This is a genomic window from Pseudomonas fluorescens, from assembly GCF_030344995.1.
Classification (GTDB): Bacteria; Pseudomonadota; Gammaproteobacteria; order Pseudomonadales; family Pseudomonadaceae; genus Aquipseudomonas; species Aquipseudomonas fluorescens_BF.
This window is the reverse complement of sequence record NZ_CP128260.1, coordinates 182051-207095: the sequence shown is the minus strand read 5'-3', so window position 1 is coordinate 207095 and position 25045 is coordinate 182051. Positions and strand designations below refer to the sequence as shown.

The window sequence follows — 25045 nt, the reverse complement described above, 5'->3', positions numbered from 1 at the left end:
GTGGATCGCTTCCAGGAAATGCAGGTTTTCGCCATCGTCGCCCAGGAGCAGGGCTTTTCTGCTGCTGCGCGGCGCCTGGGTCTGTCGGCAGCCAGCGTGACCCGGGCGGTGGCGGCGCTGGAGCAGCGGATCGGTACGCAGTTGCTGATTCGTACCACCCGCAGCGTGCATCTGAGCGAAGCGGGTCTGCGTTATCTGGAAGACTGTCGGAGAATTCTCGCCGAAGTGCAGGAAGCAGAGGATTCCGCTGCCGGCAGTCATACCCAGCCTCGTGGGCAGTTGACGGTGACGGCGCCCGTTTTGTTCGGCGAGTTGTTTGTCACGCCAGTGATGGCGCGTTATCTGACGCAGTACCCGGACGTTTCCATCAACGCCCTGTTGCTCGACCGGGTGGTGAGCATGGTCGAGGAGGGGGTCGACGTCGCGGTACGTATCGGCGAGTTACCGGACAGCAATCAGCATGCGATTCGGGTCGGTGAGGTGCGGCGGGTAATTTGTGGCTCGCCGGCGTACTTTGCGATTCACGGCCGGCCGACGCATCCACAGGCTTTGGCGGGGGCGCCAGTGGTGGCGACGTCGTCGATCGGCCAGCAGCGCAGCTGGCCATTCATGGAAAACGGTGAACTGATTGGCGTAAAACCGGAGCCGCGTCTGGTGGTCACGGCGAATCAGGCTGCGATCACGGCGGCTTCTCTAGGTCTTGGGCTGACCCGGGTGCTGTCTTATCAGGTGGCCAGCAAGGTCGCTTGCGGTGAACTGGAAATTGTCCTCGCCGAATTCGAACTGCCTGCACTGCCGATCCACGTGGTGTATCAGGGCGGGCGCAAGGCGCCAGCGCGGGTGCGCAGCTTTGTCGACTTCATCGTGAACGCATTGCGTGAGCATCCGGCCTTGAAAAATGCGGCTTTATTTCACCCAAAGAAATAATGGATTGCGTTTGCTGGTGATTCTGTTGTTTTCACGATAGGTGGAAGATGGCTGCCACGGCCGCCGTCCATCCTGAACGGCGCATTCGTTCAGCGGAGTCGACCATGCAAGCGATCAAACTCTACAACTTCCCGCGTTCCGGCCACGCCCATCGCGTCGAGCTGATGTTGTCCCTGCTGCAATTGCCGACCGAGCTGATATTTGTCGACCTTGCCAAAGGCGAGCACAAACAGCCCGGCTACCTGGCGATCAACAGCTTCGGGCAAGTGCCGGCCATTGATGACAACGGCGTGGTGCTGGCCGACTCCAACGCGATTCTCGTCTACCTGGCACAGAAATACGGTAACGGCCGCTGGCTGCCAAGCGATCCGGTCGGCGCCGCGCACGTACAGCGCTGGCTGTCGGCAGCCGCCGGGCCGATTGCCTTCGGTCCCGCCGCCGCACGCCTGATCACGGTGTTCGGGGCGAAGTTCAACGCCGAGGAAGTGATCACCCGTGCGCACAACTTTCTCAAGGTGATGGATCAGGAACTGGGCAAAACACTGTACCTGGTGGGTAGCGAGCCGACCATTGCCGACGTCTCGGCCTACAGCTACATCGCCCATGCGCCAGAAGGCAATGTGTCGCTGGACGACTACGCTAACGTTCGCGCCTGGCTCTCGCGCATCGAAGCGCTGCCCGGTTTTGTCGGCATGCCGCGCACTGTCGCCGGTCTGCAAACCACCGCCTGACATTGATCATCCACACTGCGCCGACGGTGCAGGGGAGAGGCTCAGATGGAACGTTCACCGTGGCACGCTGGCGAGCAACAATTGCAGGCCCATGTCGGCGTTGCCGAGCGCATGGAGGAATTCGGTCGTAAGGTGATTCGCACCTGGATGCCGGATCAGCACCGCCAGTTCTATCAGCAATTGCCCTTCATGCTGTACGGCGCGGTGGATGCCGAGGGGCGTCCCTGGGCCAGCATGCTGGAGGGTGAACCGGGGTTCGCCCACTCTCCCGAGCCGACGCAACTGCAGTTCGCCAGTCTGCCGGCTGCCGATGACCCGGCGCAGCTGCAGGCCGGTGCCGCAATCGGCCTGCTCGGCATCGAGCTGCACACCCGCCGGCGCAATCGGCTCAATGGTCATATCGGCAGCCTCGGAGCGGACGGTTTCGGGGTCACGGTGGATCAGTCGTTCGGCAACTGCCCGCAATACATTCAATTGCGTCAGTTTCAGCGGGTGCCACTGACCGATCCGCAGACTCGCAAGGCCGAACACGGTGACAGCCTCGATGACGCCGCCATTGCGCTGATCGAAAGCGCCGACACGTTCTTCGTCGCCAGTTACGTTGATGTCGACGGTGAGCGTTCGGTGGATGTTTCCCACCGTGGCGGCCAGCCAGGGTTTGTGCGGATCGAAGGCAATCGCCTGACGATTCCGGATTTTGCCGGCAACCTGCACTTCAATACCCTGGGCAATCTGCTGCTCAATCCCTTGGCCGGGTTGCTGTTCATCGACTTTTCCACAGGTGATGTGTTGCAGCTCAGCGGTCGTACCAAGGTGATTCTCGAGGCGCCGCAAATCGAAGCCTTCCAGGGCGCCGAACGCCTGTGGACCTTTGAGGTTGAGAAACTGGTTCGACGTCCGGCGGCGCTTGCTCTGCGCTGGCGCTTTGACGGTATGTCGCCCACCAGTCTTCTGACCGGTAACTGGGCCCAGGCCGATGCGCGGTTGCAGGCCAAGGCATTGGGTGACAGCTGGCGGCCATTGCGGGTGTCCAGGATCGAAATGGAAAGCCGCCACATCCGCTCTATCTATCTCGAGCCGGACGACGGCGCGGGTCTGCCGGTGTTTCTGGCCGGGCAGCATCTGCCGCTGCGGTTCAACCTCGATGGTGAGGTGCACATCCGCACCTACAGCCTGTCGGGCGCGCCGTCGGACGATTTCTTCCGGATCAGCGTCAAACGTGAAGGTCGGGTGTCGACGCACCTGCACGAGCAGATTCGTGTGGGCGATGTGCTGGAGGCGCGCTTGCCTCAAGGACATTTCACAGTAGCGGCGTTGGAACGCCGTCCATTGGTGTTGCTGGCGGCCGGGGTCGGCATCACGCCGTTGCTGTCGATGCTGCGTGAGGTGGTGTATCAGGGCCTGCGGACTCGGCGGATTCGTCCGACCCTGTTTGTTCAGAGTTCCCGCAGCCTCGCCGACCAGCCGTTTCGCGCGGAGCTGGATCGCTTGCTGGAAGACGCCGGTGACGCCGTGAAGGTGTTGCGAGTGCTCAGCCAGCCTGAGGACGATCTGGTGCAAGGCGAGGATTACGATATTCGCGGTCGCATTGATGGCGATCTATTGCGCAATCTGCTGACGCTGGAAGATTTTGATCAGGTCGACTTTGTGCTGTGTGGCCCCGGCGGTTTTACCCAGGGGATCTACGACACGTTGCGTGAACTGGATGTGCGGGATGGGCAAATACACGCGGAAACCTTTGGCCCTTCGACCCTCAAGCGCCAACCCGATCCGGATGCGATCGTGATCGAGCAATTGCCCGCCGCGACCACGTCGGTGCCGGTGGTGTTCGAGCGTTCAGCCAAGGAAGCGCGCTGGCAGCCCGACGGCGGCAGTTTGCTGGAGCTGGCCGAAAGCCGCGGCCTGCGTCCGGAATTCAGTTGCCGCGGTGGTTCGTGCGGCACCTGCAAGACGCGGCTGATCAGCGGCGCGGTGAATTATCCACAGCCTCCGGCCGAAGTGCCGGAGGAAGGGCAAGTGCTGATCTGCTGCGCGGTGCCGGCGCAGAGTGCCCAGCCGCTGGTGCTGGATCTGTAACGGATCAGGCGTAGGACAACGCCTTTTCCTCCAGCAGTTCCTGATACAACTCGGTCCACTTGCGGCCCATTTCATCGGCTGTGAATAACTGCCGATAGCGGGCCTCAGCCTTGAGGCCCATATCCGCTGCGCGGGCCGGGTTTTCCCACAGGGTGCGCATCGCTTCGCGAAACGCCTGTGGATGACTCGGTGGCACCACCAGTCCCGTCTCGTTGTGGATATTGATGTAGCTGGTGCCGGTGCCGATCTCGCTGGAGATCATCGGCTTGCCGTACATCGCGCCTTCGAGCAGGGAAATGCCGAATGCTTCCGAGCGCAGGTGCGACGGGAAGACGATGGCGTAGCTCAGTTGCAGCAGGGCGACCTTGTCTTCATCGCTCAGACGGCCGAGGAAATGAATATTGCGCAGACCCAGCGCGGCGGCCTGGGCGTGCAGTTCCTGCTCCAGCGGGCCGGCGCCGACGATCACCACCGGGTAATCGACGTCTTTCAAGGCGTCGAGCAGGATGTGCAGGCCTTTGTAATAACGCATCACCCCGACAAACAGGAAAAACTTATCCCCAAGCTGCTGACGCCAGCGGTTCATGCGCTCGACGTCGGGCTGTGGATAACCTGCCTTGTTCAATCCATAAGGGATGACACGCGTCTTGTCCTGAAACTGCTGCAACACATCGCTGGTGTGCAGGTAGTTCGGTGAAGCCGCGACAATCCGGTCGGCGCTGGCGAGAAAGCGGTTCATCAGCGGGCGATAGAGTTTGAGCAAGTGCTTCTGGCGAATGATGTCCGAGTGGTATGTCACCACCGTCGGTTTGTTCACGCCGCTGGCAAAGTGCACCAGATCCATGAACGGCCACGGGAAGTGGTAGTTGATCACGTCGGCTTCGGCGGCCAGTTCGCGAAACTGCTTGAACACGCTCCAGGAAAACCCGGTGGAGGCGAACTGGATATCCAGTCTTGCCCGATGCACTTCGTGCTGGCCGAGACGCACCACGGCTGGCTCGGGGTTGGCGCTGAGGGTCAGTACCTGGCCTTCGATGCCGTGCTGGGCGCCACTCTCGCAGAGTTGAAAGATGACTTGCTCGATACCGCCTACGGAGTCAGGCAGGTACGTCTTGAAAAAATGGAGAACTCGCATTCAACCTCCCATGGCCTGGTGGTAGGCGCCGGCCGTGGCCTGCGCGCAACGCTTCCAGGAAAAAAGCCGTGCCTGCTGCAATCCGGCTTCCCGGCATGCCTGCCAGTGCGCTTGATCATCGATCAGTCGGCTCATCGCATCACGCAAGCCGTCTGCATCGTCAGCTTCAATATAGTTGCCGGCGTCTCCCGCCACCTCCGGCATGGCCGAAGAGCGGGTGAGTACCACCGGCGTACCGCTGGCCATCGCTTCCAGCACCGGCAGGCCGAAGCCTTCATACAGCGACGGAAAAACCAGCGCCCGGGCGCCGGCCAGCAATTGTGCGACTTGCTCATCGGGCAAATAGCCGAGCAGGCACACGTGCCCGCAAGCCAGCGCCTGCTGCAATTCTTCACTGAACTGATCGCGCTGCCAGCCGGCCATGCCGACGATCAACAGCGGGAAACGCTGGCGCACCCGCTCCGGTAACCGCGCGTGGGCACGCAGGGCCAGGTTCAGGTTCTTGCGCGGCTCCAGGGTGCCGACGCAGAGAAAATATTCCCGGTACTCGACCGCATGGGCCTTGAGCACTGCATCGATTTCTTGCGGCTCGCGCGGATGGAAACGCTCGGCGACACCCAGCGGCGCGACCACGAAGCGCTCGGCAGGCAATCCGAAATAGTCCCGGGCCTCGTCAGCGATGGCTTGTGAGTCGGTCAGAATGATCCGCGCCTGGCGTACGCCGTCGGCGAGCCGCCGTTCGATTTCCCGCAGCCGCGCCGGCGGCTGGGTCTCGGGGAAATGCAGGTGCGTGAGATCGTGCAGGGTAATCACGGTCGGGCCATCGAAAGCCAGCGGCCATAGGCTCGGTTCGTGATACAGATCGACCGGCTGCGCAGGGCCCTGATCGAAGCGTTTCTGCTCCAGCCAGCGGCGTGCCTGATAGGCGCCGGGGATCTGCCGCAGCAGCGGCGTCAGGCGCGAGTAACCGGGCATCGCCGCTTCCGGCAGTTGCGAACTCCAGCCCCAGCCGTGGAACAGCGCCACCTCGATATCGGTGTCAGCGTGCAAGGCATTCACCAGCTCAGCCACGTAATGGCCGATGCCGGTGCGCGGTGCCTGGAGGATTCGGGCATTAAGGGCTATGCGCATGTTGCCTCGCTGGCACCTGAGGCGCCTCCAGCACATGGCGCGCGGTACGCTCGGCCAGTTGCGCGCTGGCTTCGCGCCAGCCGATCCACTGCCAGTCGCTGACATCGCGGGCGGCCGGGAATTGACCGCTGCGTTCAAAGGTCTGCACCAGATCGGCGAGGCTTTGCGGCGATTGCAGATCGAAATACGCCATGAATTCACCGCCGATCTCGCGGAACACCGGGATGTCGCTGCCCATCGCCGGCAGCCCGCGCTGCATGGCTTCTACCAGCGGCAGGCCGAAACCTTCGACGAACGACGGAAACACCAGCGCGCTGGCATGGGCGTAGGCGTGTTCGAGACTGGTGTCGCTCAAGTCGTTGAACATGAACAGGCGCCGGTTCAGTTCGGGATGATGGCGGATCCGGTCAAGCAGCGCGTCGCACTTCCAGCCAATGCGCCCGGCAATGCACAACTTGGCTTTCGAGCCGTTCGCCCAGGCATGGTCGAAGGCATCCAGCAGATAGTCGTGGTTCTTGCGCGGCTCGATGGTGCTGACCATCAGAAACACCGGCTCCGGTGTTGCGAACAGTTGTTGCAGACGCGGTTCGACGGCGGCTTCGACGCTTTGCAGATCCAGCTCCGAACCGAGGTGAAAGTAGTCGAACCAGCGTTTGCCGGCTTGCGTCGATCCGAGGCGACGTTGCAGCTCTGCCCGCACCTGATCGCGCACCGTCGCAGAAATCGCCATGAAGCCGTCGGCGTTGCGGGCGATCCAGTCGAACCACTCGCTGTACACCTCGACCAGCCGCGTGTCATAGAACTGCGGGTGGGACAGGGGAATCAGATCGTAGATCACCGCAACGATGCCCAGACCTTCCTGTTTGAGGCGCTCGGCATGCAGGAAAAAGTCCGAGTGCCAGGACGAATCCAGCAGCACCAGTTGGTCGCCCGGCTGGTGTTGCAGTGGCTCGCAGCGTTGAGGCAATTGATAGCGATTGACCTGCCCGACCAGCCGCAACGGTACTCCGAATGCACCGAACGAGGTCAGGCGATAGCCGACGTACAACAGGCGTCGTGCCAGTTTTGTGCGGCAACGCGTGTCCAGCCGCTGATGCAGTTGCCAGAAGCGATGAGCCAGCCGTTCCAGGCGCTCGCCAAACGTGACGATGGCATTGAACAGGGGAGCATTCAGTGGCGCCAGGCGTTTAACGCGGTACAGCTGGCCCTTGAGCAAGACCACCGGCACGCACTCGATACCTTCGGCGCTCGGCGGCAGCTGTTTGATGACGTTGCGCACCACCCGCTGAATCCCCGAATTGACCTTCGGGTGTTTGAACACGTGGGTGCATTCGACCAGCAGGCGGGTCATGGCGCACGCTCCGCGAGGCTGTCCGCATGGCGGGTGATCGAGGTGCTGGCGCCCAGCCAGGAACAGCCGACGAAATCTTCCTCGCGGTTGTTGATCACGTGAAACACCAGACCGTAGTCTCGCCATTCGAAGTTGCGGTCCAGGTGTGAATCCAGTCGCGACAGGCTCAGGGCGATTGAATAGTTGCCCTTGCCCAGGCCCATGACGAACACGAAGCGATAGGTGATGCGCTCGCCCGCCTTCAGGTCTTCCAGCGCCTGATTCTGGCGATGGGTATTAATGCCGTACATGGCCTGGCCGAGGCGATCCTTGATCAGGAAGCCGAGCACCAGCCGTTCGATGTCCTGGCGAATCTCCACTTCGACTTCCAGTGTCACCGACTGACCGACTTCGGCCGCGTCGATCGAGCGTTCGCGTTCATCGAGCAGGCGCACGCTGAGGATCGCGGCCTCGCCGGTGCCGGACACGGTGCGTACCTGGCCGCCGTCGAGCAGTTCCTGGCGCACGGTCTGGCCTTCGCGTTCAGCGAGCAGGGCGTTGTAGTAATCCATGACCGCTTCGGGCTTGTCGTGCATGGCCATGTAGCCGCCTTCGAGCAGGATCGCCGAGTCGCAGATCGACTGGATCGCCGAACGGTCGTGGGACACGATCAACAACGTGGTGCCGGCCTTGCGGAAGCCGCGGATGCGATCGAAGCTTTTGTGCTGAAAGTAAGCGTCGCCCACCGACAGCGCTTCGTCGACGATCAGAATGTCCGGGCGGCGCGCGGTGGCGACGCTGAAGGCCAGGCGCATCTGCATGCCGCTGGAATAGGTGCGCACCGGGTGATCGATGGCCTCGCCGATTTCCGCGAAGCGTTCGATGTCCGGCATCAGTGCTTCGATTTCTTCGACTTGCATGCCCAGCAGTTGCCCGGCCATCACCGCATTCTGACGGCCGGTGAAATCCGGGTGAAACCCCATGCCCAGTTCCAGCAGCGCGGCGACCCGGCCCTCGAGCTGAATCTGGCCGCAGGTCGGTTGAGTGGTGCCGGTGATCATTTTCAGCAGGGTGCTTTTGCCGGCGCCGTTGACCCCGACAATGCCCACCGCTTCACCGGGAGCGATTTCGAAATTGACGTCCTGCAACACCCAGTGCTGGCGATGGCGCATCGGCGAAAACGGAATCAGCCATTCGGCCAGGCGACTCCAGCGAGTGGGGTACTGCTTGTAGGCCTTGCCCAGGCCGGTGACGCGTATGTGCCCCATCAGAGTTCATCCACCATTTCGCCGACCCGCCGGCGGAACAGGCGCAGGCCGACCGCACACAACAGCAGGCCGATCACGAAGATCGGCAGCAGCGAACTCCACACCGGCCACTGACCGTAGAGAAACAGGTTCTGATAACTGCCGATCAGATTGGTCAGCGGATTGAGCTGCAACAGGCGTTGTACCCACTCGGGCAGGATGCTCAGCGGGTACACGATCGGCGTCAGCCAGAACCAGAATTGCAGGCAGATGGCGAACAATTGGCCGACATCGCGAAAGAACACGTTGAGCACGCCGAGGATCATGCCCAGCCCGGCGCAGAACAGCACTTGCAGCGCCAGCAGCGGCACCAGTGCCAACAGGGCCATGCCCGGCCAGCGTCCGGTGATCAACAGAAAGCCGAGGAACAGGCCGATGATGATCGCGAAGTTGATCCCGGCATTGAGCAGCACGATCACCGGCAGGCAGAGGCGCGGGAAGCTGATTTTCTTCAGCAGGTTGGCGTTCTCCAGAAACATGTTCTGGCTGCGCAGGGTGATTTCCGAGAACAGGCCCCAGGTCAGCAGCCCGGCGCACAGGTAGACGCTGTAGGCCATGCCGTCGTCCACGCCGGGCAGACGGGCGCGCATGATGTGGGAAAAGATCACCGTGTACACGATGATCATCGACAGCGGGTTGAGTACCGTCCACAGCGCGCCGAACAGCGAATTGCGATACCGCGCTTGAAACTCCCGCTTGACGCTACCGAGGATAAAACCCCGATAGTCGTGCAGCGAGCGGTACAGGGAAAGCAGCATTCACACCGTCCTGCCGTATTGGTCTTCGAAGCGGACGATGTCGTCCTCTCCCAGGTATTCGCCACTTTGCACTTCGATGATCACCAGGTCGATCACGCCGGGGTTCTCCAGACGATGCTTGTGACCGGCAGCGATGAACGTCGATTCGTTCTTCGCCACCAGGGTCGTGCCGCTGCCGTTGTTGGTGACCTTGGCCATGCCTTCGACCACCACCCAGTGTTCATTGCGGTGATGGTGCATCTGCAACGACAGTTTGCCGCCGGGTTTGACCACGATGCGCTTGATCTTGAAGCGCGGGCCTTCCTCGAGCACGGTGTAGGTGCCCCACGGACGGCTGACCGTGCGATGCAGACGATAGGCTTCGTGTGATTTGTCCTTGAGCTGCTTGGCCACCCGCCGCACATCCTGCGCTCGGTCGGCATGGGCCACCAGCACCGCGTCGGCGGTGTCGATGACGATCAGGTCTTCAACACCTACTGCGGCCACCAGCCGGCCTTCGCTTTGAACGAAGTTGTTGCGGCTGTCGATGAAGATCGCCTCGCCGCTGGCGCGGTTGTTATCGGCGTCGGCCGGCACCAGCGCGGCGACTGCGCCCCACGAACCGATATCGCTCCAGTCGAAACCGGCGGGCACCACCACGACTTTTTCCGAACGCTCCATCAAGGCGTAGTCGATGGAAATGTCGGTGATCTCGGCGAACAGTTGCGGCGACAGCTCCTGTTGCAGGTAACCCGTGGTTTCCAGTGGTTCGCTGGCGGCCATGCAGGCGCGGGTCTGTTCCAGCAGCTCGGGGGCGTGCAGCTCCAGCTCGGCGATCAGGGTGGCGGTGGTGAAGCAGAACATTCCCGAGTTCCACAGGAAGTTGCCGCTTTCCAGGTAATGGGTGGCGGTTTGCAGGTCGGGCTTTTCCACGAAACGCTGGACCTTGGCTGCGCCTTTTGCATCCAGCGGGGCGCCGGTCTCGATGTAGCCGAAGCCGGTTTCCGGGGTGGTCGGTACCACACCGAAGGTCACCAGATAACCGTCCTTCGCCAGATTGACCGCGTGCTCGACCGCGCTTTTGAGCGCGTCTTCGTTGACGATCAAATGGTCGGCGGGCATCACCACCATGATCGCTGCATCACCGTGCAAGGCTTGCAGCGACAGTGCCGCCGCCGCGATGGCCGGTGCAGTGTTGCGCCCGGTGGGCTCGAGCAGGAAGTGCCCGCGATGCCGGGACAGGCGCGCGGCCTGATAGTGATCCTTGCTCTGGAAGTAGTACTCGCGGTTGGTCACCGTGACGATGTCGCCCCAGCCGTCCAGCAGCGCGGCGGCGCGGCGGTAGGTCTTGCCCAGCAGCGACTGGCCGTCGGGCAGGGTCATGAACGGCTTGGGATGGCCCTCGCGGGACACCGGCCACAAACGGGTGCCGGCACCGCCGGACAGAATCACGGGGATCAGCATGGCCTACTCCTTGGCGACGCGTTTCATGTCCGCATCCATCATCATGCGGATCAGGGTGTCGAGGTCGGTCTTGGGTTTCCAGCCCAGCACGCGCTGGGCCTTGGCCGGATTGCCGAGCAGCACTTCGACTTCGGCCGGGCGGAAGAACGCCGGATCGATTTTCACGTAGTCGCGGTAGTTGAGACCCACGTGATCGAAGGCGATGCGGCACATCTCGCGCACGGTGGTGGTGACACCGGTGGCAACCACGAAGTCGTCAGGCTTGTCCTGTTGCAGCATCAGCCACATGGCCTCGACGTAGTCGCCGGCAAAGCCCCAGTCGCGCTTGGCGTCGATGTTGCCCAGGGCCAGCTCCTGCTGTTTGCCCTGCTTGATCCGGGCTGCCGCATCGGTGACCTTGCGGGTCACGAACTCGATGCCGCGCAGTGGCGATTCATGGTTGAACAGAATGCCGCTGCTGGCGTGCAGATTGAAACTTTCGCGGTAGTTGACGGTGATCCAGTGGCCATAGAGTTTGGCCACGCCGTAAGGGCTGCGCGGGTAGAACGGAGTGTTTTCGTCCTGCTGCTCGGCCTGGATCAGGCCAAACATCTCGCTGGTGGACGCCTGATAGAAACGCGTGTGCGGGCTGAACTGACGGATCGCTTCGAGCAGGTGAGTCACGCCCAGTCCATCAACGATGCCGGTGGTCACCGGTTGGTCCCAGGATGCGGCAACGAAGCTCTGGGCCGCCAGGTTATACACCTCGTCCGGAGCCGATTTGATGACCGCACGCTGCACCGAGCAGGCGTCGGCCATGTCGCCGTCCAGGTAAACGATATCGGCTTCAACGCCCATCTCGCGCAGGCGCCAGCGCGAGTCGCTGCTGCGCCGTGCCACCAGGCCGTGGACCTTGTAACCCTTGTCGAGCAGCAGTCTGGCCAGATACGCGCCGTCCTGGCCGGTGATCCCTGTGATCAATGCACTTTTTGTCATTCTTGTCGTACTCGCGTCTCCCAGTCGGACAGGATCGCCCGCAGGGATTGTTGTGTAGTGATTTGCGGCGTCCATCCTGTGGTCCGGGCCAGCCGTTGATGGCTGCCGCAGACGCGACGCTGATCCGCGCGGCGCATGCGTGCCGGATCCTGAACCAGTTGCAGCTCGACCTCGGCCAGATCGCCCAGCTGTTCGATGAGGCTGCGGATGCTTTGCTCACGGCCGGAGCAAATGTTGTAGACCTGCCCCGGCGTGCCTTTTTCCAGCAGCGCGAAATAGGCCGAGACCACGTCGCCGACGTCGAGGAAATCGCGCGTGACATCGATATCACCGACTTCCAGTTGCGGCGCTTGCAGCCCTTGCTTGATGCGGTTGATCTGGCGTGCGGCGCTGGCAATGACGAAGCTGTCCTTTTGCCCGGTGCCAATGTGATTGAACGGACGCGCCACCAGCACCGGCCAGTCTTCGCTCAATCCCCATTGCAGGCTGAGGAATTCGGCCGACAGTTTGCTCACGGCATAAGGATTGCGCGGGCAGGGCGGTTGTTGTTCGGTGATCGGCAGTGCGGATTCATCAACCTGGCCGTAGACGTCGCCCGAGCTGACATACAGGAACGTGCCCTTGAAGCCACGGGCCTTGAGTGCCTGCAACAGGTTCAGGGTGCCGAGCAGGTTGATGTCGAAGGTACGTGCCGGGTCGCGGAAAGCTTCGGGGACAAAGGTCTGGCCAGCCAGGTGAATGACCGCATCGGGCAGTTGCGGCCATAGATCGATGAGGCTGTCCGGTTTTGTCAGGTCATAGGCAGAGGCGGCAGGCAGCAGCTGCCACGACGCGTCTTCCCCTTGCAGACGTGACTGGATGTGTTGTCCTACGAACCCGCTGAGGCCCGTGATGAACAGACTTTTTTTCAAACAGCGACCCCTTGGTCTTTAACCTTCACCTCTTCCCACAGGCTTTAAGGGAATGTCTGTCGGACCAATAGAAAATCCGGCCGAGACAACGGGTGAAGTCGTTGTTGTAGTTGTTTGGTTGCCAATCTGTGCCAATTGCGCAGCAATTTCAACCGGGCAAATCGTGACTGGTCAGTTCTCGTCAGAGTAGTCGGGTTTTTCTCGCCGGGCGGTTCCCGAATCCTTGGCGGATGTGTTTAGAATGCCCCTCGTCGCGATCCCTGGCGGCATTTCGCAAGGATCGTGCGACAGGGTAAAACCGAACATTAAAACAAGAACAGAGACGTGCCCGATGACGCAGGACGAACACCGCTGATACCGGTTCGATCCGACGCTCGGCCGTCATAGCGTGAAGCGGCCGGGATGGCGGTTTCACCGTGGGATGCCATGAATTTCATTCTCTACTCGGACGTCAACGACCGCTCCATCAGCCAGAGTCTCGGGCGTCCCGAATACAGCTACTACTTCGTGCTCAAGGCCTATCGCCCGGTGCTGGAAAGCCTGGGTCGGGTGCATGTGGTGTCCAGCCGCGCCGAGGTCGATCCGCTCTATCGAACACTGCTCGGCGCCGGGGAAAGCAGCGTTTTCCTGTCCTTCACACCGCCACAGAATACGCCGAGCGACCTTGAATGCCCGACGATCTGCGTGATCGCATGGGAGTTCGATTCGATCCCCGATGAGTCGTGGGATGATGATCCGCGCCACGACTGGACGCAGATGCTCGCACGACAGGGGCGGGTCATTACGCTGTCGAGCCATACCGCCCGCGCGATCCGCCGCGCCATGGGCGAGGACTTTCCGGTACTCGTGCTGCCGACGCCCTTGTGGGAAAACTTCGCCGCCATTCGTGAGCAACATGTCAGTGCGCCGATCAATCCCGGCGCTACGCTGGCGATCAAGGGCTGCATTTTCGACAGCCGCACGCTGGGACTGTCTGCCGATGACTTGCTGCCAAAACCGCTGACTGCCGAGCAACTGGCTGAAATCGAGGCGCTGCGCCCGCCACCGCTGACGGTCAAACGACGCCTGGTCATTGCTCGTCATTATCTGCGCCTGTGGATGCTGGGCGCGGGTGAAGAACGGGTGAAATACCTGCACCACTGGTACTGGGAAGGTGTGCAGGATCTGCTGTCGGACAGCGCACACGCCTGGCTTGAAAAACGTTTCCCGGCCATCGCCGCTCCGCATGCGGTGGCGGTGGTCGAGCCGCCCCCGCTGGATTTGCCGGACACCTCCTCGGTAGTCGAGGCCGCAGTGGAAGGCGTGGTCTATGTCACCGTGTTCAACCCCAAAGACGGCCGCAAGAACTGGCACCACCTGATCACCGCGTTCTGCTGGGCCTTTCGCGAAACGCCTGACGCGACGCTGGTGCTGAAGATTACCCAGAACGATCTGGCGTCCTACTACAGCGAGTTGATGACCCTGCTCGCGCAATTGACACCGTTCGTCTGCCGGGTGCTGGTGATGCACGGTTACCTGGACGACGCGCAATACGCGCGGCTCTACCAGGCCGCCAGTTTTTACGTGAACGCCTCTCGCTGCGAAGGCCTGTGCCTGCCGCTGATGGAGTTCATGTCCAGCGGCAAACCGGTGATCGCCCCGGACCACACGGCGATGGAAGATTACATCGACGACACGGTGGCCTTCGTCGTGCAGTCCAGCGAAGAGCTGACGATCTGGCCCCAGGACACCCGCATCATCTACCGCACCCTGCGCTATCGCCCGGACTGGGCTTCGCTCAAACGCGCCTATGAGAACAGCTACCGGATGGCCAAGGCGCAGCCGCAGGAATACGCGCGCATGTCTGCCGCTGCTGTCGAACGCATGCACGACTACTGCGCGTTCGCCCCGGTGCAGCGGCGCATGGCGGATTTTTTCGGTCTCGTGCCGCTGGCTGCCGATGCTGCCCCCGTGACGGACAACGCCTCATGCTGATCATCATTCACTCGGAAACCAACCAGCACACCATCGCGCAGAACCTGGGGCGGTCGGAGTACAGCTATTACTTCGTGCTCAAGGAATACCGGCCGGTGCTCGAACGCCTTGGGCGTGTGGTGGAAGTCGTCGACCCGGCGCGCGAAGTCGACGCGCTGTATCTGGAATGCCTGTCCCGTGGCGAGCCCTGCGTGTTTCTCTCGTTCTCGCCGCCGCACCGCACGCCGATTCACCTGGCGTGTCCGACGCTGCCGGTGTTCGCCTGGGAATTCAGCACTATTCCCAACGAACCCTTCGACAACGAGCCGCGCAATGACTGGCGCACGGTGCTGCAGGCCTGTGGCGCGGCGATCACCCATTCCAGCTACACGGTCAACGCGGTGCGCGAGGCCATGGGCGCCGATTACCCGATTGTCGCGGTCCCGGCACCGGTGTGGGATCGCTTCGCAGCCCGGGGCGCGCAGCTTCAGGGTCAGTCTTCGACCGGACCGGTGCGACTGACGATCAAGGGGCTGGTCGCCGACAGTCGTCAGCTCGATCTCGACGCGTTTGGCCCGAAACATTTGCGCCGTGGCGAGGGTATCGATTTCCAGGCGCCGGTGCGCGAGCAGGAGCTGCTGCTGGACGGTATCGTCTACACATCGGTGTTCAATCCCGGTGACGGACGCAAGAACTGGGAAGACATGCTCAGTGCATTCTGCGTGACGTTTCGCGAGGTCGAAGACGCGACGCTGGTACTCAAGCTCACGCACCACGATGCCGAAGAAGCGCTCGGCGACATTCTTCATCACCTGTACAAAAACCAGTCCTACCGCTGCCGCATCGTGCTGATTTACGGCTACCTCGCGGACGCGGACTACGAGCGTCTGGTGCAGGCCACCCGATACGTGGTGAACACTTCCTACGGCGAGGGCCAGTGCTTGCCGTTGATGGAATTCATGTCCTGCGGCAAGCCGGCCGTGGCGCCGCGCACCACGGCGATGATCGATTACCTGAGCACCGACAATGCGTTCCTGGTCGAGTCCACCGATGAACTCACCGCCTGGCCTCACGATCCGCGCAAGGCGTTCCGCACGTTGCGCTACATGACCAACTGGGCGTCGGTCTGTGTGGCCTATCGCAACAGCTATGAGGTGGCGAAGAACGATCCCGGGCGTTATGCGCAAATGTCGGCGCAGGCCGTTGCCAGTCTCCAGGCGTTCTGCAGTCAGGCGGTGGCCGAGCAGCGTTTGCGCGATTTCCTTGCTCAAGTGCAGGAATCTCGCGCTGTCGCTGCAACGGAAGCCACAGGCACATGATCCGCACATTGCTGAGGCGTCTGCGTCCGGTTGCGCGATCGGTGCCGGTCTCTTCGCCGGTTGCTGCGCCTGAACCGCTGGCCGCCAGTGTTTCGCCGCGAGACGTCGGCCTGCACGATGCCATGCTCGACGGCTGGTTTCACGGCGACAGTGGCGAGTTGCTCAAGGGCTTTGCCATCGACGCGGACGACACCTTGCTCGACGTGGGGTGTGGCGAGGGCGTGGCGACATTGTTTGCCGTGCGCCAGGGCGCGTCGGTGGTCTTTACCGACAGCGAGCACGACAAGGTACGCGACCTCGCCCGGCAAGTCGAAGCGCAGAGCCGCAAGCCCAGTCTCGGTCTGGTCAGCAACAGCCTGCCGCTGCCGCTGAGCGATGGCTGTGCGAGCAAGGTTGTATGCATGGAAGTGCTGGAACACATCGACCAGCCCGAGCCGTTCATGGCCGAGCTGGTGCGCATGGGCCGTCCCGGCGCGTTGTATCTGCTCAGTGTGCCGGCGCCGGTAGGCGAGCATTTGCAGCAAGGCATTGCTCCGGCGGGTTATTACCAGTCACCCAATCATGTGCAGATCTTCACCCCGGAACGCTTCGCGGCACTGGTAGAGGATGCCGGTCTGGTGATCGAGCATCGTCAGGCCACGGGTTTTTTCTGGGTCATGGGCATGATCTTTTTCTGGGCCAGCGAACGGGCTGCCGGCCGTGACCTCGGCGGTGCCGTGCGCGACCGGATCCAGGCGCCGTATCCACCGTTGATGGAGAGTTGGGCCAGAACCTGGCAGGACTTGCTGGCGCAGCCCGATGGCTTGGCGATCAAGCAGATGCTCGACCGGTTCATGCCCAAGAGTCAGGTGATCATTGCCCGCAAACCGCTCGATACAGGACGTGTATCATGAGCGGCAAGCGGATCATGGACATCGAAGTCCTGCGCGCTATCGCGGTACTCGGTGTGCTGTTTCATCACTTGCAGGGCAGTCTGTTCACCGACCCGGTGCCGCTGCTTGAAAGGATCCATGCCTTTGCGCAACCGTGGTGGGGCGTCGATCTGTTTTTTGCCATCTCCGGGTTTGTCATCGCCCGCAGCCTGATCCCGGCGCTGCGTGGTTGCAGCAATCGCCAGGAATACTGGGAGCAGACGCGCAACTTCTGGCTGCGCCGAGTGTTTCGTCTCTTGCCGTCAGCCTGGCTGTGGCTGGCGTTGATGCTGCTGGCGTGCGTATTTCTGAATCGGTCAGGCGCGTTTGGCACGTGGTCTGCCAATGTCCAGGCCACTTTGGCCGGGGTGCTGCAGTACGCCAATTTCCGCTTTGCCGATGCGTTCTTTCATTACGAATACGGCAGCAGTTTCGTCTACTGGAGCCTGGCGCTGGAGGAGCAGTTCTACCTGTTGTTCCCGCTATTGATCTTGCTGTGCCGCAAGCATCTGGTGTGGGCATTGCTGGCGCTGGTGGCGGTGCAGTTGTTCACCGTGCGCACGCCGCTGCTGATGGTGATCCGTACCGATGCGCTGGCGCTGGGTGTGCTGTTGGCGATGTGGAGCATGCAGCCGGGTTACCGCCGTTGGGAGCCCGTATTCCTGCGTCGGCCATGGGCCGGATTGTGCGCGCTGGTCGGTCTTGGAGCGCTGCTGAGCTTCATGGCCACCGATCGTTTCACCTTTGCCGGTTACCGCATCGGGTCTATCGCCGTGCTCAGCGCCATGCTGGTGTGGATTGCTTCGTACGATCGCAATTACCTGCTGCCGGCCGGTGGCCTGCAACGACTGATGGCATGGATCGGCAGCCGCTCCTACGGCATTTACCTGATCCACATTCCGGCCTATCAACTGGTGCGGGAATTGACCTTCCGTTTGCAGAGCGCCGGTCTGCCGAGCCCGGCGGGGCATCCGATCGTGACGCTGCTGATCGCCGGTGGCCTGATCGTGCTGCTCAGCGAACTCAATTACCGCTTTATCGAAATGCCCATGCGCAATCGAGGCGCCACGCTGGTGAAACGCCTCGGCACTTCGCGAACCGTCGTCTCGTCCTCTGGAGCCACCTCATGCTGAGCCTTCTGAAAAAACTCACGGCGGCTCCGGCCCCCGCACAAGCTGTCGCACCGATCGCCGACAAGGTGGATCCGTATATGCTCGGCCTGCACGACGCGATGCTCAGTGGCTGGTTCAACCAGGAAACCGGTGAGCTGTTCAAAGGCTTCCCGGTGACCGCCGATGACACTTTGCTCGACGTTGGCTGTGGCGACGGTGGCAACGTGCATTTCTGCGGCATGCGCGGGGCGAAGATCATCATTGCCGACATCGACGGCGCCAAGGTCGAAGCGACCCGCCAGCGCCTGAGCGATACGCCGGCGCGTGGCGTCGAATGCCATGTGACCGACTGCAATCCGCTGCCGATCGCCGATGGCACCGCCACTCGCGTGGTGTCTACCGAAGTCATCGAGCACGTCGACGATCCGGCGCAGTTCCTTGCCGAACTGGTGCGCGTCGGTCAATCGGGTGCGCTGTATTTGCTGAGCGTGCCGCACCCCAGCTCCGAAGACCTGCAAAAGGACATCGCCGCGCCGGAGTATTTCCAGAAGCCCAACCACATTCGCATCATCAGCGAGGAGCAGTTCAAGGCGATGGTCAGCGAGGCGGGACTCGAGATCATCAGCCATAGCCAGTACGGCTTTTACTGGTCGATGTGGATGATGTTGTTCTGGGAAGCGAAGGTCGAATTCAGCAACCCGGATCATCCGCTGCTCAACCATTGGGCCGAGACCTGGCAAGCGGTGCTCGACTCGCCGCGCGGCGCGCAGATCAAGCAGGCACTGGATGCGGTGGTGGCGAAAAGTCAGGTCATCATCGCCCGCAAGCCCTGAGCGCTTTTGTGTAACCTTGCAGCCTGATGTCTCAGGGATCTGCAAGGTATGCGCTTTATCATCGGGTGGTCAGCCCTGGTGGCTGTGTTGTTGCTGTGTGCTTGTGAACGACAGGACGCAGTGCCGCTCGATCAGCAGCTTTATGTCTGGCAACGGCAATGGACGCCGGCCCATGAACCCGCCCTGAACGACAGTCGCAGCGATTTTTCGACTTTGCGAGTCTTGGCGTTGCAGGCTTTCCCGAATGCCGGATGGAGTCGGGTGCGCGTCGATTCTTTGTTGCTGAAACGCGATGCGCGGCCGTTGATCGCGGTAATTCGCCTCGACGGCCAGCTCAAGACGCTAGACACGCAAGCGGTCACGGCGCAAATCCTTCAAGTACTTGCCGACTGGCAAGGGCAGGGGCTCACGCTGGCCGGGATCGAGATCGACCATGACGCCGGCAGTGCCCGACTGTCGGCCTATACCGAATTCCTCACTCACTTGCGCGGCGCATTGCCGGCCAACCTGCCTTTGAGCATCACCGCGTTGCCTGTCTGGCTCGACAGCCCGCAATTACCGGCGCTACTGGCGATCGTCGACAGCAGCGTGTTGCAGGTGCACGCCGTCAGTGATCCGCGTCGCGGTCTGTTCGATCCCGAGCAGGCACAGCGCTGGGCCAAGGCCTGGGGGCGGGCGACCGACAAACCGTTTTATCTGGCGCTACCGGCCTATGGCGTGGCGTTGTTGGCGGATGCCGAGGGCGCTCCGGTGGTGGAAAGTGAGGTGCCGCTCGAGCGCGGTGGCCAGCGACGGGAATTGCTTGCCGATCCGCAACAACTGGGCCGACTGGCCAATGAATTACGCGAAGATCGCCCGGCGCATCTGGCCGGTTTGATCTGGTTTCGGCTGCCGTTGGCCAACGACCGCAGAGCCTGGAGCCTGAGCACGCTGCGCGCGGTCGCCCGAGGCGACGCATTGAGTAGCCAGCTCGGCCTGACGTTCACCGAACAGAACGGCCTGCAAGACATCGCCCTGCGTAACGTCGGCAACCTCGACAGCGCCTGGCCCGCCCGCATCATCATCAAGGCCCGGGGCTGCGAAGGCGCCGACGCGCTCGCCGGTTATGCGTTGCAACAGACAGCGGATCTGCTTACCTTCACCCGCCTGCGCAACGGCCGATTGCTGGCGGGCGGGCAGCGTGCGATCGGTTGGGCACGCTGCGCAAATATTGATCAAGGAGGTTCGCATGTTGACCCGTAACTGGCCCCGCCATCTGCTTTGCCTGAGTCTCAGCCTGCCGCTGGGTTCGGCGCTGGCCTGCGGCCCGGATTTTCCGATGCGTCTGCTCGACGATCGCGGGCAATCGCTGGCGGAACTGCCGGAGGGCAACTTCAGGTTCGAGATCAGTCGCCTCGGCAAAACCATTGCCGGGCTGAAAAACGTCACCGCCGCCACCCACAATCCGGATGACATCTACGCCGAGGCGCCGGAACCCGCCGAGGTGCGCGAAAAGGCCGAGCAGATCGGCCTGACGCCTGAACAGCAAGCGCTGGTCAAACAACTGCGCAGCCTGACCGATGCACGTCAGGTTGAAGTGCAGGGCGCGAGCCTGCCGGCGGAACTGCGTCTGTATGTGGCGGGCGCTGTGGCGTTCGGCGCCGGTGACCATCAATTGGCTGTCGAGTATTTCCGTCAGTTGCTGGCGCTGCCGGCCGATCAACGTGCGTTGCGCAGCACTTGGGCCGCTTATTCACTGGGCCGGGCGTTCTTCGCCATGAGCAGCGAAGCGGGCGATGCGCTCGAAGCCTTGGAAAGCGCGATCGAAGCTTTCCGTCAGACGCGGCAACTGAGCATCGACGGTTTCAGCGATCCGCTGGAACTCGGCGTGGCCAGCCTCGGCGAAGAAGCCCGAGCGCTGCGCACGGCGGGCAGTTGGGACAAGGCCATCGAACTTTACGCCGCGCAAAACCTGCATGGTTCGAACGTCGGCTACACCTCGCTGAAGCTGTTGATGAACGATCTGGCCGAAGGGCCCGAGGATCGGCTGGAGAAGTTGTTGCGTGGCAAAGCCGTGCAGCAACTGGTGACCGCCTCGCTGATCAGCCGGATCGGTTGGTCGTTCGGCGATGAGCCGCCGAACGAGAAGAAGCTGGTCAAGGCCCTGCAAGCGAGCACGCGCGGCAGCCTCGATAACGCAGATCGCCTGGCGGCGATGAATTATCAGCAGGGCGATTACGCCAGCGCCAAGGCGTTCCTCGAACACGCCGGTGACAGTGGCCTGGCGTGGTGGCTGCGGGCGAAACTGGCTGTGCGCGATGGTGACAGGAACGCGGCTGCCGCGGCCTATGCGAAAGCCGCGCAAGCGTTCCCGCAGCATGAGTCCTGGGGCGAGCGGCGCACTGCCGACTGGAATCTCGAAAGCCTTCAACCGAAATGCCGGGTCGAGGGTGAAAGCGCGATTCTGGCGCTGCAACGTGGCGAGTATCTGCAGGCGTTCGATCAGTTGTATCGCAGCCAGCACATTTACTGGTTCGACGCCGCGACCGTGGCCGAGCGGGTGCTGACGGTCGAGGAGCTGAAAAACTATGTCGATACCAACGTGCCGGCGCCACCCGCGCTGAGCCAGCAGGATCGCGACAATTACGTGCCGCTGCCGGTGGCCGCCAGCCTGCGCAATCTACTGGGTCGGCGCTTGTTGCGGGAGGGGCATTACGAAGAAGCGGTCGGTTATTTCGACAGCGCCGATCTGCAGAACAAGGCCAGACTCTATGGCGAGCAACGCCTCAAAGCCGATAAGGCGTGGTGGCCGACCAAGCGTGCCAGCGCGCTGTTCAATGCCGCGTGGACGGCCCGTGAGTGGGGCATGGACATTCTGGGCTACGAAATGGCCCCGGATTACGCGACCTTCGGCGGCAACTACAGCCTGGAAAACACCGAGCTGAAAGTCGGGCCGCTGGTCAGCGAGGCCGAAGTGCAACGTCAGAAGGCCAGTGAAGCGCAGCCGGACGAGCGTTATCACTATCGGTTTGTCGCCACGGCGCTGGCCAGCCGTGCGGCGGATAATCTGCCGCATACCAGTCAGGCGTTCGCTGCCGTATTGTGCTCGGCGGCGGGCTGGAACAGCAGCCTCGAAGAGCAGAGCGCCTTGTACAAACGCTATGTCGACGAAGGGCCGTACGTACTGTGGGCCGTGGATTTCGGCCATCAATGCCCTTATCCGGACTTCGAAAATGCCGACAAGCGCTATGTCACTCAGGTGACCGATTCGGTGCGTTCGACACTGCGGCCGTACAAGTGGCCGGTGCAGATTGGAGCGATCGTGGCCTTCACCGCGGTGGCGTTATTGCTGATCACCCGCCGCCAGCGCAAGGCCCGCAAAACCTAAGCCTGCTGGACGAACGTCAGGCGCACGGCAAAGCCGATCAACAGGCTGCCGAACAGCCACTGTTGCACTCGCTGGGCCGTCGGGCTGTGTTTCAGCCAGCGGCCTAGCGCGGCGCCGGTCAGGGCGTAGGCGCTGTCGAACAACAGACCGGCGCCCACCAGCATCGCGCCGAGCAGCGCAAACTGGGTCAGCACCGGTGCGCCATTCGCCACGATGAACTGCGGCAGCAACACCGAGCAGAACAGCAGTGCTTTCGGGTTGAGCAGATTGGTCAGCAGGCCGCGACGGATGGCTGCGTACCACTGCGCATGACTGTCCGTCACGGTGCCGACGTTCAGATCCGGCAGCAGCGTGGTGCGCAGGCATTGAATGCCGATCCACAGCAAGTACGCCGCCCCGGCGATCCGCACGGCATCGAACGTCCACGGCGCGGCCTTGAACAGCGCCGCCAGCCCCAACGCGGCTAACGCGACGTGGCAACCTCGGGCAATCGCCAGGCCCACCGCCGTGGCCATCGCTGCGCCGCGACCCTGGCGGGCGCCGGTCTGCAACAGCAGGATCATGTCCGGACCGGGCAGCAGATAGACCACCGCCAAGGCCAGGAAAAACAGCCAGAGACTCGCCATGTCGCACCCCTTTCGTTGTCGATTCGGTCGCCTCAGTCTAGGGCCGAAGGGCAGGGCAGGTGGTTGCGTAATCAGCTTCTAAAGGCCTCTGAATTGGCATAATCTGCGCTCTTTCACCGCATAAACCATCAGGATCTGCCAACCATGAAACTGGATGCCTTCGACCGCAAGATTCTCGCCGCGCTGCAACGGGACGGGCGTCTGAGCAATGTGCAGTTGGCCGACGAGATCGGTCTGTCGGCATCGCCATGTCTGCGCCGGGTGCGGATGCTCGAAGAGGCTGGGGTGATTCGCGGTTATCAGGCCAATCTGGATCGTGATGAAGTGGGGTTGGGGCTGACGGTGTTTGTCGGGGTCAAGGTCGAGCGCCACAACGACGAACAGGCCGAGGCGTTCCACCGGGCGGTGACGGCGTTGCCGGAGGTGATTTCGGCGTTTCTGGTGTCCGGGGAATCGGACTTTCTGCTGCAAGTGGTGGTGCCGGATCTGCGCGCCTATGACCGTTTTCTCACCGGTTGCCTGTTGAAGCTGCCGGGGGTGAGCGACATCCGCAGCAATTTTGCGATCCACACGGTGAAGACACCCGGCGCGTTGCCGCTGGGGCATCTGCCGTCCTGATACTTCCCGCATTGCGCGGGAAGTATTCGCACAGTGCTTACATCTGCGTCGCCATCCCCTCGACATTCATCGCCGCCTGACGCAACGCTTCGGAGCGGGTTGGATGCGGGTGGCAGGTCAACGCGATGTCCTCGGCCGAGGCGCTGAATTCCATGGCCACACAGAACTCGCCGATCATTTCACTGACGCTCGGGCCGACCAGGTGCACGCCGAGGACTTCGTCGGTGCGCTCATCGGCGATGACTTTGGCGAAGCCTTCGGTCTCGTGATTGATCTTTGCCCGGCTGTTGGCGGTGAACGGGAATTTGCCGACCTTGTACGCCCGGCCTTCAGCTTTTAGCTGCTCTTCAGTCTTGCCGACGCTGGCCAGCTCCGGGCGGGTGTAGATCACGTTGGGAATCAGGTCGTAATTGACCTCACCGGCCTTGCCGACAATCTGCTCGATGCAGGCCATGGCCTCGTCTTCGGCCTTGTGCGCGAGCATCGGCCCGGACGTCACGTCGCCGATCACCCACACGCCGGGCGCTTCGGTGCGATGCTGTTTGTTAGCGAGCATGCCGCGTTTGTCGGTGCTCAGGCCGACGTTTTCCAGGCCCAGGCCCTGGGTGTACGGGCGACGTCCGATGGCCACCAGCACGTAATCGGCTTCAAGGATTTCCGCGCTGCCGCCAGCGGCGGGTTCGACGCTGAGCTGTACACCGTTGGCCGAGGAAGTGGCGCTGGTCACTTTCGAGCTCAGCTTGAAGCTGATGCCCTGTTTGCTCAGCGAGCGTTGCAGAGTCTTGCCGGCTTCGCCGTCGACGCCGGGGCAGATGCGGTCGAGGTATTCCACCACCGTCACTTGCGCGCCGAGCCGGCGCCAGACCGAGCCAAGTTCGAGGCCGATCACGCCCGCACCAATGACCACCAGATGCTTGGGCACTTCACTCAGGGACAGCGCACCGGTCGAGTCGAGGATGCGCTTATTGTCGATTTCCACGCCGGGCAGGGGAGTGGGTTCGGAGCCGGTGGCGATGACGATGTCCTTGGCAGTCAGTTCGATCCGGCTGCCCTGATCGCCGGTCACGCTGACTTTTCCGGGGCCGTCGATGTGGCCCCAGCCCTTGATCCAGTCGACCTTGTTTTTGCGGAATAGGAATTCGATGCCTTTGGTCAGGCCGCTCACGCTTTCGTCTTTCTGCTTCATCATTTGCGCGAGGTTGAGCGTGGGTTTGACCTCGATGCCGAGATTGGCGAACTCCGCACCCAGCGCCGCTTCGTACAGTTCTGACGCATGCAAAAGCGCCTTGGACGGCATGCAGCCGACGTTCAGGCAGGTGCCACCCAGCGTGGCGCGGCCCTCGACGCACGCGGCCTTGAGGCCCAGCTGGCCGGCGCGGATCGCTGCGTTATAACCGCCGGGGCCACCGCCCAGAATCACCACGTCATAGTTGCTCATGCTCTTACTCCTGGCTGAAGGATGCGGATCGGTAAAAGTAGTTCGCACTGAAAATTACGAACGTAATATGTGCGTTTCCAGACATTTCGGTCAAGGCTTCAGGCAAGCGACAGGTTGCGCATCTTTGAATGGCGCAAATGAGTA

The 25045-nt window shown here is 62.1% G+C and carries 21 protein-coding genes; 11 read left to right on the top strand and 10 right to left on the bottom strand.

The features are described 5' to 3' along the window. The 3 genes from QR290_RS00915 (at position 1) to QR290_RS00905 (ending at position 3734) form a co-directional block, all read left to right on the top strand. A complete protein-coding gene (locus tag QR290_RS00915; RefSeq protein ID WP_289204133.1) occupies positions 1 to 927 on the top strand; it encodes a LysR family transcriptional regulator in 927 nt (308 codons plus the stop codon). Positions 928 to 1031: 104 nt separating this feature from the next. Beyond that, the gene (locus tag QR290_RS00910) at positions 1032 to 1658 is read left to right on the top strand and encodes a glutathione S-transferase family protein (RefSeq protein WP_289204132.1); all 627 of its coding nucleotides are present in this window, start codon (positions 1032 to 1034) and stop codon (positions 1656 to 1658) included. Positions 1659 to 1703: 45 nt separating this feature from the next. Then, complete coding sequence (locus QR290_RS00905) at positions 1704 to 3734, top strand: 2Fe-2S iron-sulfur cluster-binding protein (protein WP_289204131.1); 2031 nt, start codon at positions 1704 to 1706, stop codon at positions 3732 to 3734. A 4-nt stretch (positions 3735 to 3738) separates the two neighbouring features. Here QR290_RS00905 and QR290_RS00900 read toward each other — a convergent pair whose 3' ends face one another. Genes QR290_RS00900 through QR290_RS00865 form a run of 8 tightly spaced genes read right to left on the bottom strand, consistent with a single transcriptional unit; the run spans position 3739 to position 12724 of the window. Continuing rightward, positions 3739 to 4869: a glycosyltransferase family 4 protein gene (locus QR290_RS00900; protein WP_289204130.1), complete on the bottom strand. Its 1131-nt coding sequence runs from the start codon at positions 4867 to 4869 to the stop codon at positions 3739 to 3741. After that, the gene (locus QR290_RS00895) at positions 4870 to 6000 is read right to left on the bottom strand and encodes a glycosyltransferase family 4 protein (RefSeq protein WP_289204129.1); all 1131 of its coding nucleotides are present in this window, start codon (positions 5998 to 6000) and stop codon (positions 4870 to 4872) included. Further along, on the bottom strand, positions 5984 to 7351 hold the full coding sequence (locus tag QR290_RS00890; protein ID WP_289204128.1) for a glycosyltransferase family 4 protein: 1368 nt from the start codon (positions 7349 to 7351) through the stop codon (positions 5984 to 5986). Before QR290_RS00890 ends, QR290_RS00895 begins: the two co-directional genes overlap by 17 nt. Then, positions 7348 to 8598: an ABC transporter ATP-binding protein gene (locus tag QR290_RS00885; protein ID WP_289204127.1), complete on the bottom strand. Its 1251-nt coding sequence runs from the start codon at positions 8596 to 8598 to the stop codon at positions 7348 to 7350. Before QR290_RS00885 ends, QR290_RS00890 begins: the two co-directional genes overlap by 4 nt. Beyond that, positions 8598 to 9395, bottom strand: coding sequence for an ABC transporter permease (locus QR290_RS00880; RefSeq protein WP_011336675.1), 798 nt, complete (start codon positions 9393 to 9395; stop codon positions 8598 to 8600). The genes QR290_RS00885 and QR290_RS00880 overlap by 1 nt, the downstream gene beginning before the upstream one ends. After that, positions 9396 to 10838 (bottom strand): mannose-1-phosphate guanylyltransferase/mannose-6-phosphate isomerase, encoded by a 1443-nt coding sequence (locus QR290_RS00875; protein ID WP_289204126.1) that lies wholly within the window; start codon positions 10836 to 10838, stop codon positions 9396 to 9398. A gap of 3 nt (positions 10839 to 10841) precedes the next feature. After that, on the bottom strand, positions 10842 to 11813 hold the full coding sequence (gene gmd, locus QR290_RS00870; protein ID WP_007954189.1) for a GDP-mannose 4,6-dehydratase: 972 nt from the start codon (positions 11811 to 11813) through the stop codon (positions 10842 to 10844). Further along, positions 11810 to 12724 carry a GDP-mannose 4,6-dehydratase gene (locus tag QR290_RS00865; protein WP_289204125.1) on the bottom strand — a complete coding sequence of 305 codons (915 nt, stop codon included), beginning with the start codon at positions 12722 to 12724 and terminating at the stop codon, positions 11810 to 11812. The genes gmd and QR290_RS00865 overlap by 4 nt, the downstream gene beginning before the upstream one ends. Positions 12725 to 13150: 426 nt before the next feature. On the opposite strand from QR290_RS00865, the gene QR290_RS00860 reads away from it, so the two are divergent. The 7 genes from QR290_RS00860 to QR290_RS00830 are packed head-to-tail and all read left to right on the top strand — an operon-like array spanning position 13151 to position 22219. Then, a complete protein-coding gene (locus tag QR290_RS00860) occupies positions 13151 to 14698 on the top strand; it encodes a glycosyltransferase (RefSeq protein WP_289204124.1) in 1548 nt (515 codons plus the stop codon). Further along, entirely contained in the window at positions 14692 to 15996 is a 1305-nt protein-coding gene (locus QR290_RS00855) for a glycosyltransferase (protein WP_289204123.1), read from the top strand. Before QR290_RS00860 ends, QR290_RS00855 begins: the two co-directional genes overlap by 7 nt. After that, entirely contained in the window at positions 15993 to 16889 is an 897-nt protein-coding gene (locus QR290_RS00850) for a class I SAM-dependent methyltransferase (protein WP_289204122.1), read from the top strand. The genes QR290_RS00855 and QR290_RS00850 overlap by 4 nt, the downstream gene beginning before the upstream one ends. Further along, positions 16886 to 18040: an acyltransferase family protein gene (locus QR290_RS00845; RefSeq protein ID WP_289204121.1), complete on the top strand. Its 1155-nt coding sequence runs from the start codon at positions 16886 to 16888 to the stop codon at positions 18038 to 18040. The genes QR290_RS00850 and QR290_RS00845 overlap by 4 nt, the downstream gene beginning before the upstream one ends. After that, a complete protein-coding gene (locus QR290_RS00840; RefSeq protein WP_289204120.1) occupies positions 18034 to 18852 on the top strand; it encodes a class I SAM-dependent methyltransferase in 819 nt (272 codons plus the stop codon). The genes QR290_RS00845 and QR290_RS00840 overlap by 7 nt, the downstream gene beginning before the upstream one ends. A gap of 48 nt (positions 18853 to 18900) precedes the next feature. Next, positions 18901 to 20094 carry a DUF3142 domain-containing protein gene (locus QR290_RS00835; RefSeq protein WP_289204119.1) on the top strand — a complete coding sequence of 398 codons (1194 nt, stop codon included), beginning with the start codon at positions 18901 to 18903 and terminating at the stop codon, positions 20092 to 20094. Next, positions 20081 to 22219 (top strand): hypothetical protein, encoded by a 2139-nt coding sequence (locus QR290_RS00830; protein ID WP_289204118.1) that lies wholly within the window; start codon positions 20081 to 20083, stop codon positions 22217 to 22219. The genes QR290_RS00835 and QR290_RS00830 overlap by 14 nt, the downstream gene beginning before the upstream one ends. Here the strand turns inward: QR290_RS00830 and QR290_RS00825 are convergent. Then, the gene (locus QR290_RS00825; RefSeq protein ID WP_289204117.1) at positions 22216 to 22845 is read right to left on the bottom strand and encodes a LysE family translocator; all 630 of its coding nucleotides are present in this window, start codon (positions 22843 to 22845) and stop codon (positions 22216 to 22218) included. The two genes, QR290_RS00830 and QR290_RS00825, sit on opposite strands and share 4 nt — an antisense overlap. A gap of 144 nt (positions 22846 to 22989) precedes the next feature. On the opposite strand from QR290_RS00825, the gene QR290_RS00820 reads away from it, so the two are divergent. After that, positions 22990 to 23463: an Lrp/AsnC family transcriptional regulator gene (locus QR290_RS00820; protein WP_007954205.1), complete on the top strand. Its 474-nt coding sequence runs from the start codon at positions 22990 to 22992 to the stop codon at positions 23461 to 23463. A gap of 37 nt (positions 23464 to 23500) precedes the next feature. Here QR290_RS00820 and lpdA read toward each other — a convergent pair whose 3' ends face one another. Next, positions 23501 to 24901 (bottom strand): dihydrolipoyl dehydrogenase, encoded by a 1401-nt coding sequence (gene lpdA / locus QR290_RS00815; RefSeq protein WP_011336663.1) that lies wholly within the window; start codon positions 24899 to 24901, stop codon positions 23501 to 23503. Positions 24902 to 25045 lie beyond the last annotated feature (144 nt).

What these genes read in the sequence shown, in the direction of transcription:
- QR290_RS00910 (WP_289204132.1), top strand. Translation starts at nt 1,032, where the DNA reads ATGCAAGCGATCAAACTCTACAACTTCCCGCGTTCCGGCCACGCCCAT.
- QR290_RS00905 (WP_289204131.1), top strand. Translation starts at nt 1,704, where the DNA reads ATGGAACGTTCACCGTGGCACGCTGGCGAGCAACAATTGCAGGCCCAT.
- QR290_RS00900 (WP_289204130.1), bottom strand. Translation starts at nt 4,869, where the DNA reads ATGCGAGTTCTCCATTTTTTCAAGACGTACCTGCCTGACTCCGTAGGC.
- QR290_RS00895 (WP_289204129.1), bottom strand. Translation starts at nt 6,000, where the DNA reads ATGCGCATAGCCCTTAATGCCCGAATCCTCCAGGCACCGCGCACCGGC.
- QR290_RS00890 (WP_289204128.1), bottom strand. Translation starts at nt 7,351, where the DNA reads ATGACCCGCCTGCTGGTCGAATGCACCCACGTGTTCAAACACCCGAAG.
- QR290_RS00885 (WP_289204127.1), bottom strand. Translation starts at nt 8,598, where the DNA reads ATGGGGCACATACGCGTCACCGGCCTGGGCAAGGCCTACAAGCAGTAC.
- QR290_RS00880 (WP_011336675.1), bottom strand. Translation starts at nt 9,395, where the DNA reads ATGCTGCTTTCCCTGTACCGCTCGCTGCACGACTATCGGGGTTTTATC.
- QR290_RS00875 (WP_289204126.1), bottom strand. Translation starts at nt 10,838, where the DNA reads ATGCTGATCCCCGTGATTCTGTCCGGCGGTGCCGGCACCCGTTTGTGG.
- gmd (WP_007954189.1), bottom strand. Translation starts at nt 11,813, where the DNA reads ATGACAAAAAGTGCATTGATCACAGGGATCACCGGCCAGGACGGCGCG.
- QR290_RS00860 (WP_289204124.1), top strand. Translation starts at nt 13,151, where the DNA reads ATGAATTTCATTCTCTACTCGGACGTCAACGACCGCTCCATCAGCCAG.
- QR290_RS00855 (WP_289204123.1), top strand. Translation starts at nt 14,692, where the DNA reads ATGCTGATCATCATTCACTCGGAAACCAACCAGCACACCATCGCGCAG.
- QR290_RS00850 (WP_289204122.1), top strand. Translation starts at nt 15,993, where the DNA reads ATGATCCGCACATTGCTGAGGCGTCTGCGTCCGGTTGCGCGATCGGTG.
- QR290_RS00845 (WP_289204121.1), top strand. Translation starts at nt 16,886, where the DNA reads ATGAGCGGCAAGCGGATCATGGACATCGAAGTCCTGCGCGCTATCGCG.
- QR290_RS00840 (WP_289204120.1), top strand. Translation starts at nt 18,034, where the DNA reads ATGCTGAGCCTTCTGAAAAAACTCACGGCGGCTCCGGCCCCCGCACAA.
- QR290_RS00835 (WP_289204119.1), top strand. Translation starts at nt 18,901, where the DNA reads ATGCGCTTTATCATCGGGTGGTCAGCCCTGGTGGCTGTGTTGTTGCTG.
- QR290_RS00830 (WP_289204118.1), top strand. Translation starts at nt 20,081, where the DNA reads ATGTTGACCCGTAACTGGCCCCGCCATCTGCTTTGCCTGAGTCTCAGC.
- QR290_RS00825 (WP_289204117.1), bottom strand. Translation starts at nt 22,845, where the DNA reads ATGGCGAGTCTCTGGCTGTTTTTCCTGGCCTTGGCGGTGGTCTATCTG.
- QR290_RS00820 (WP_007954205.1), top strand. Translation starts at nt 22,990, where the DNA reads ATGAAACTGGATGCCTTCGACCGCAAGATTCTCGCCGCGCTGCAACGG.
- lpdA (WP_011336663.1), bottom strand. Translation starts at nt 24,901, where the DNA reads ATGAGCAACTATGACGTGGTGATTCTGGGCGGTGGCCCCGGCGGTTAT.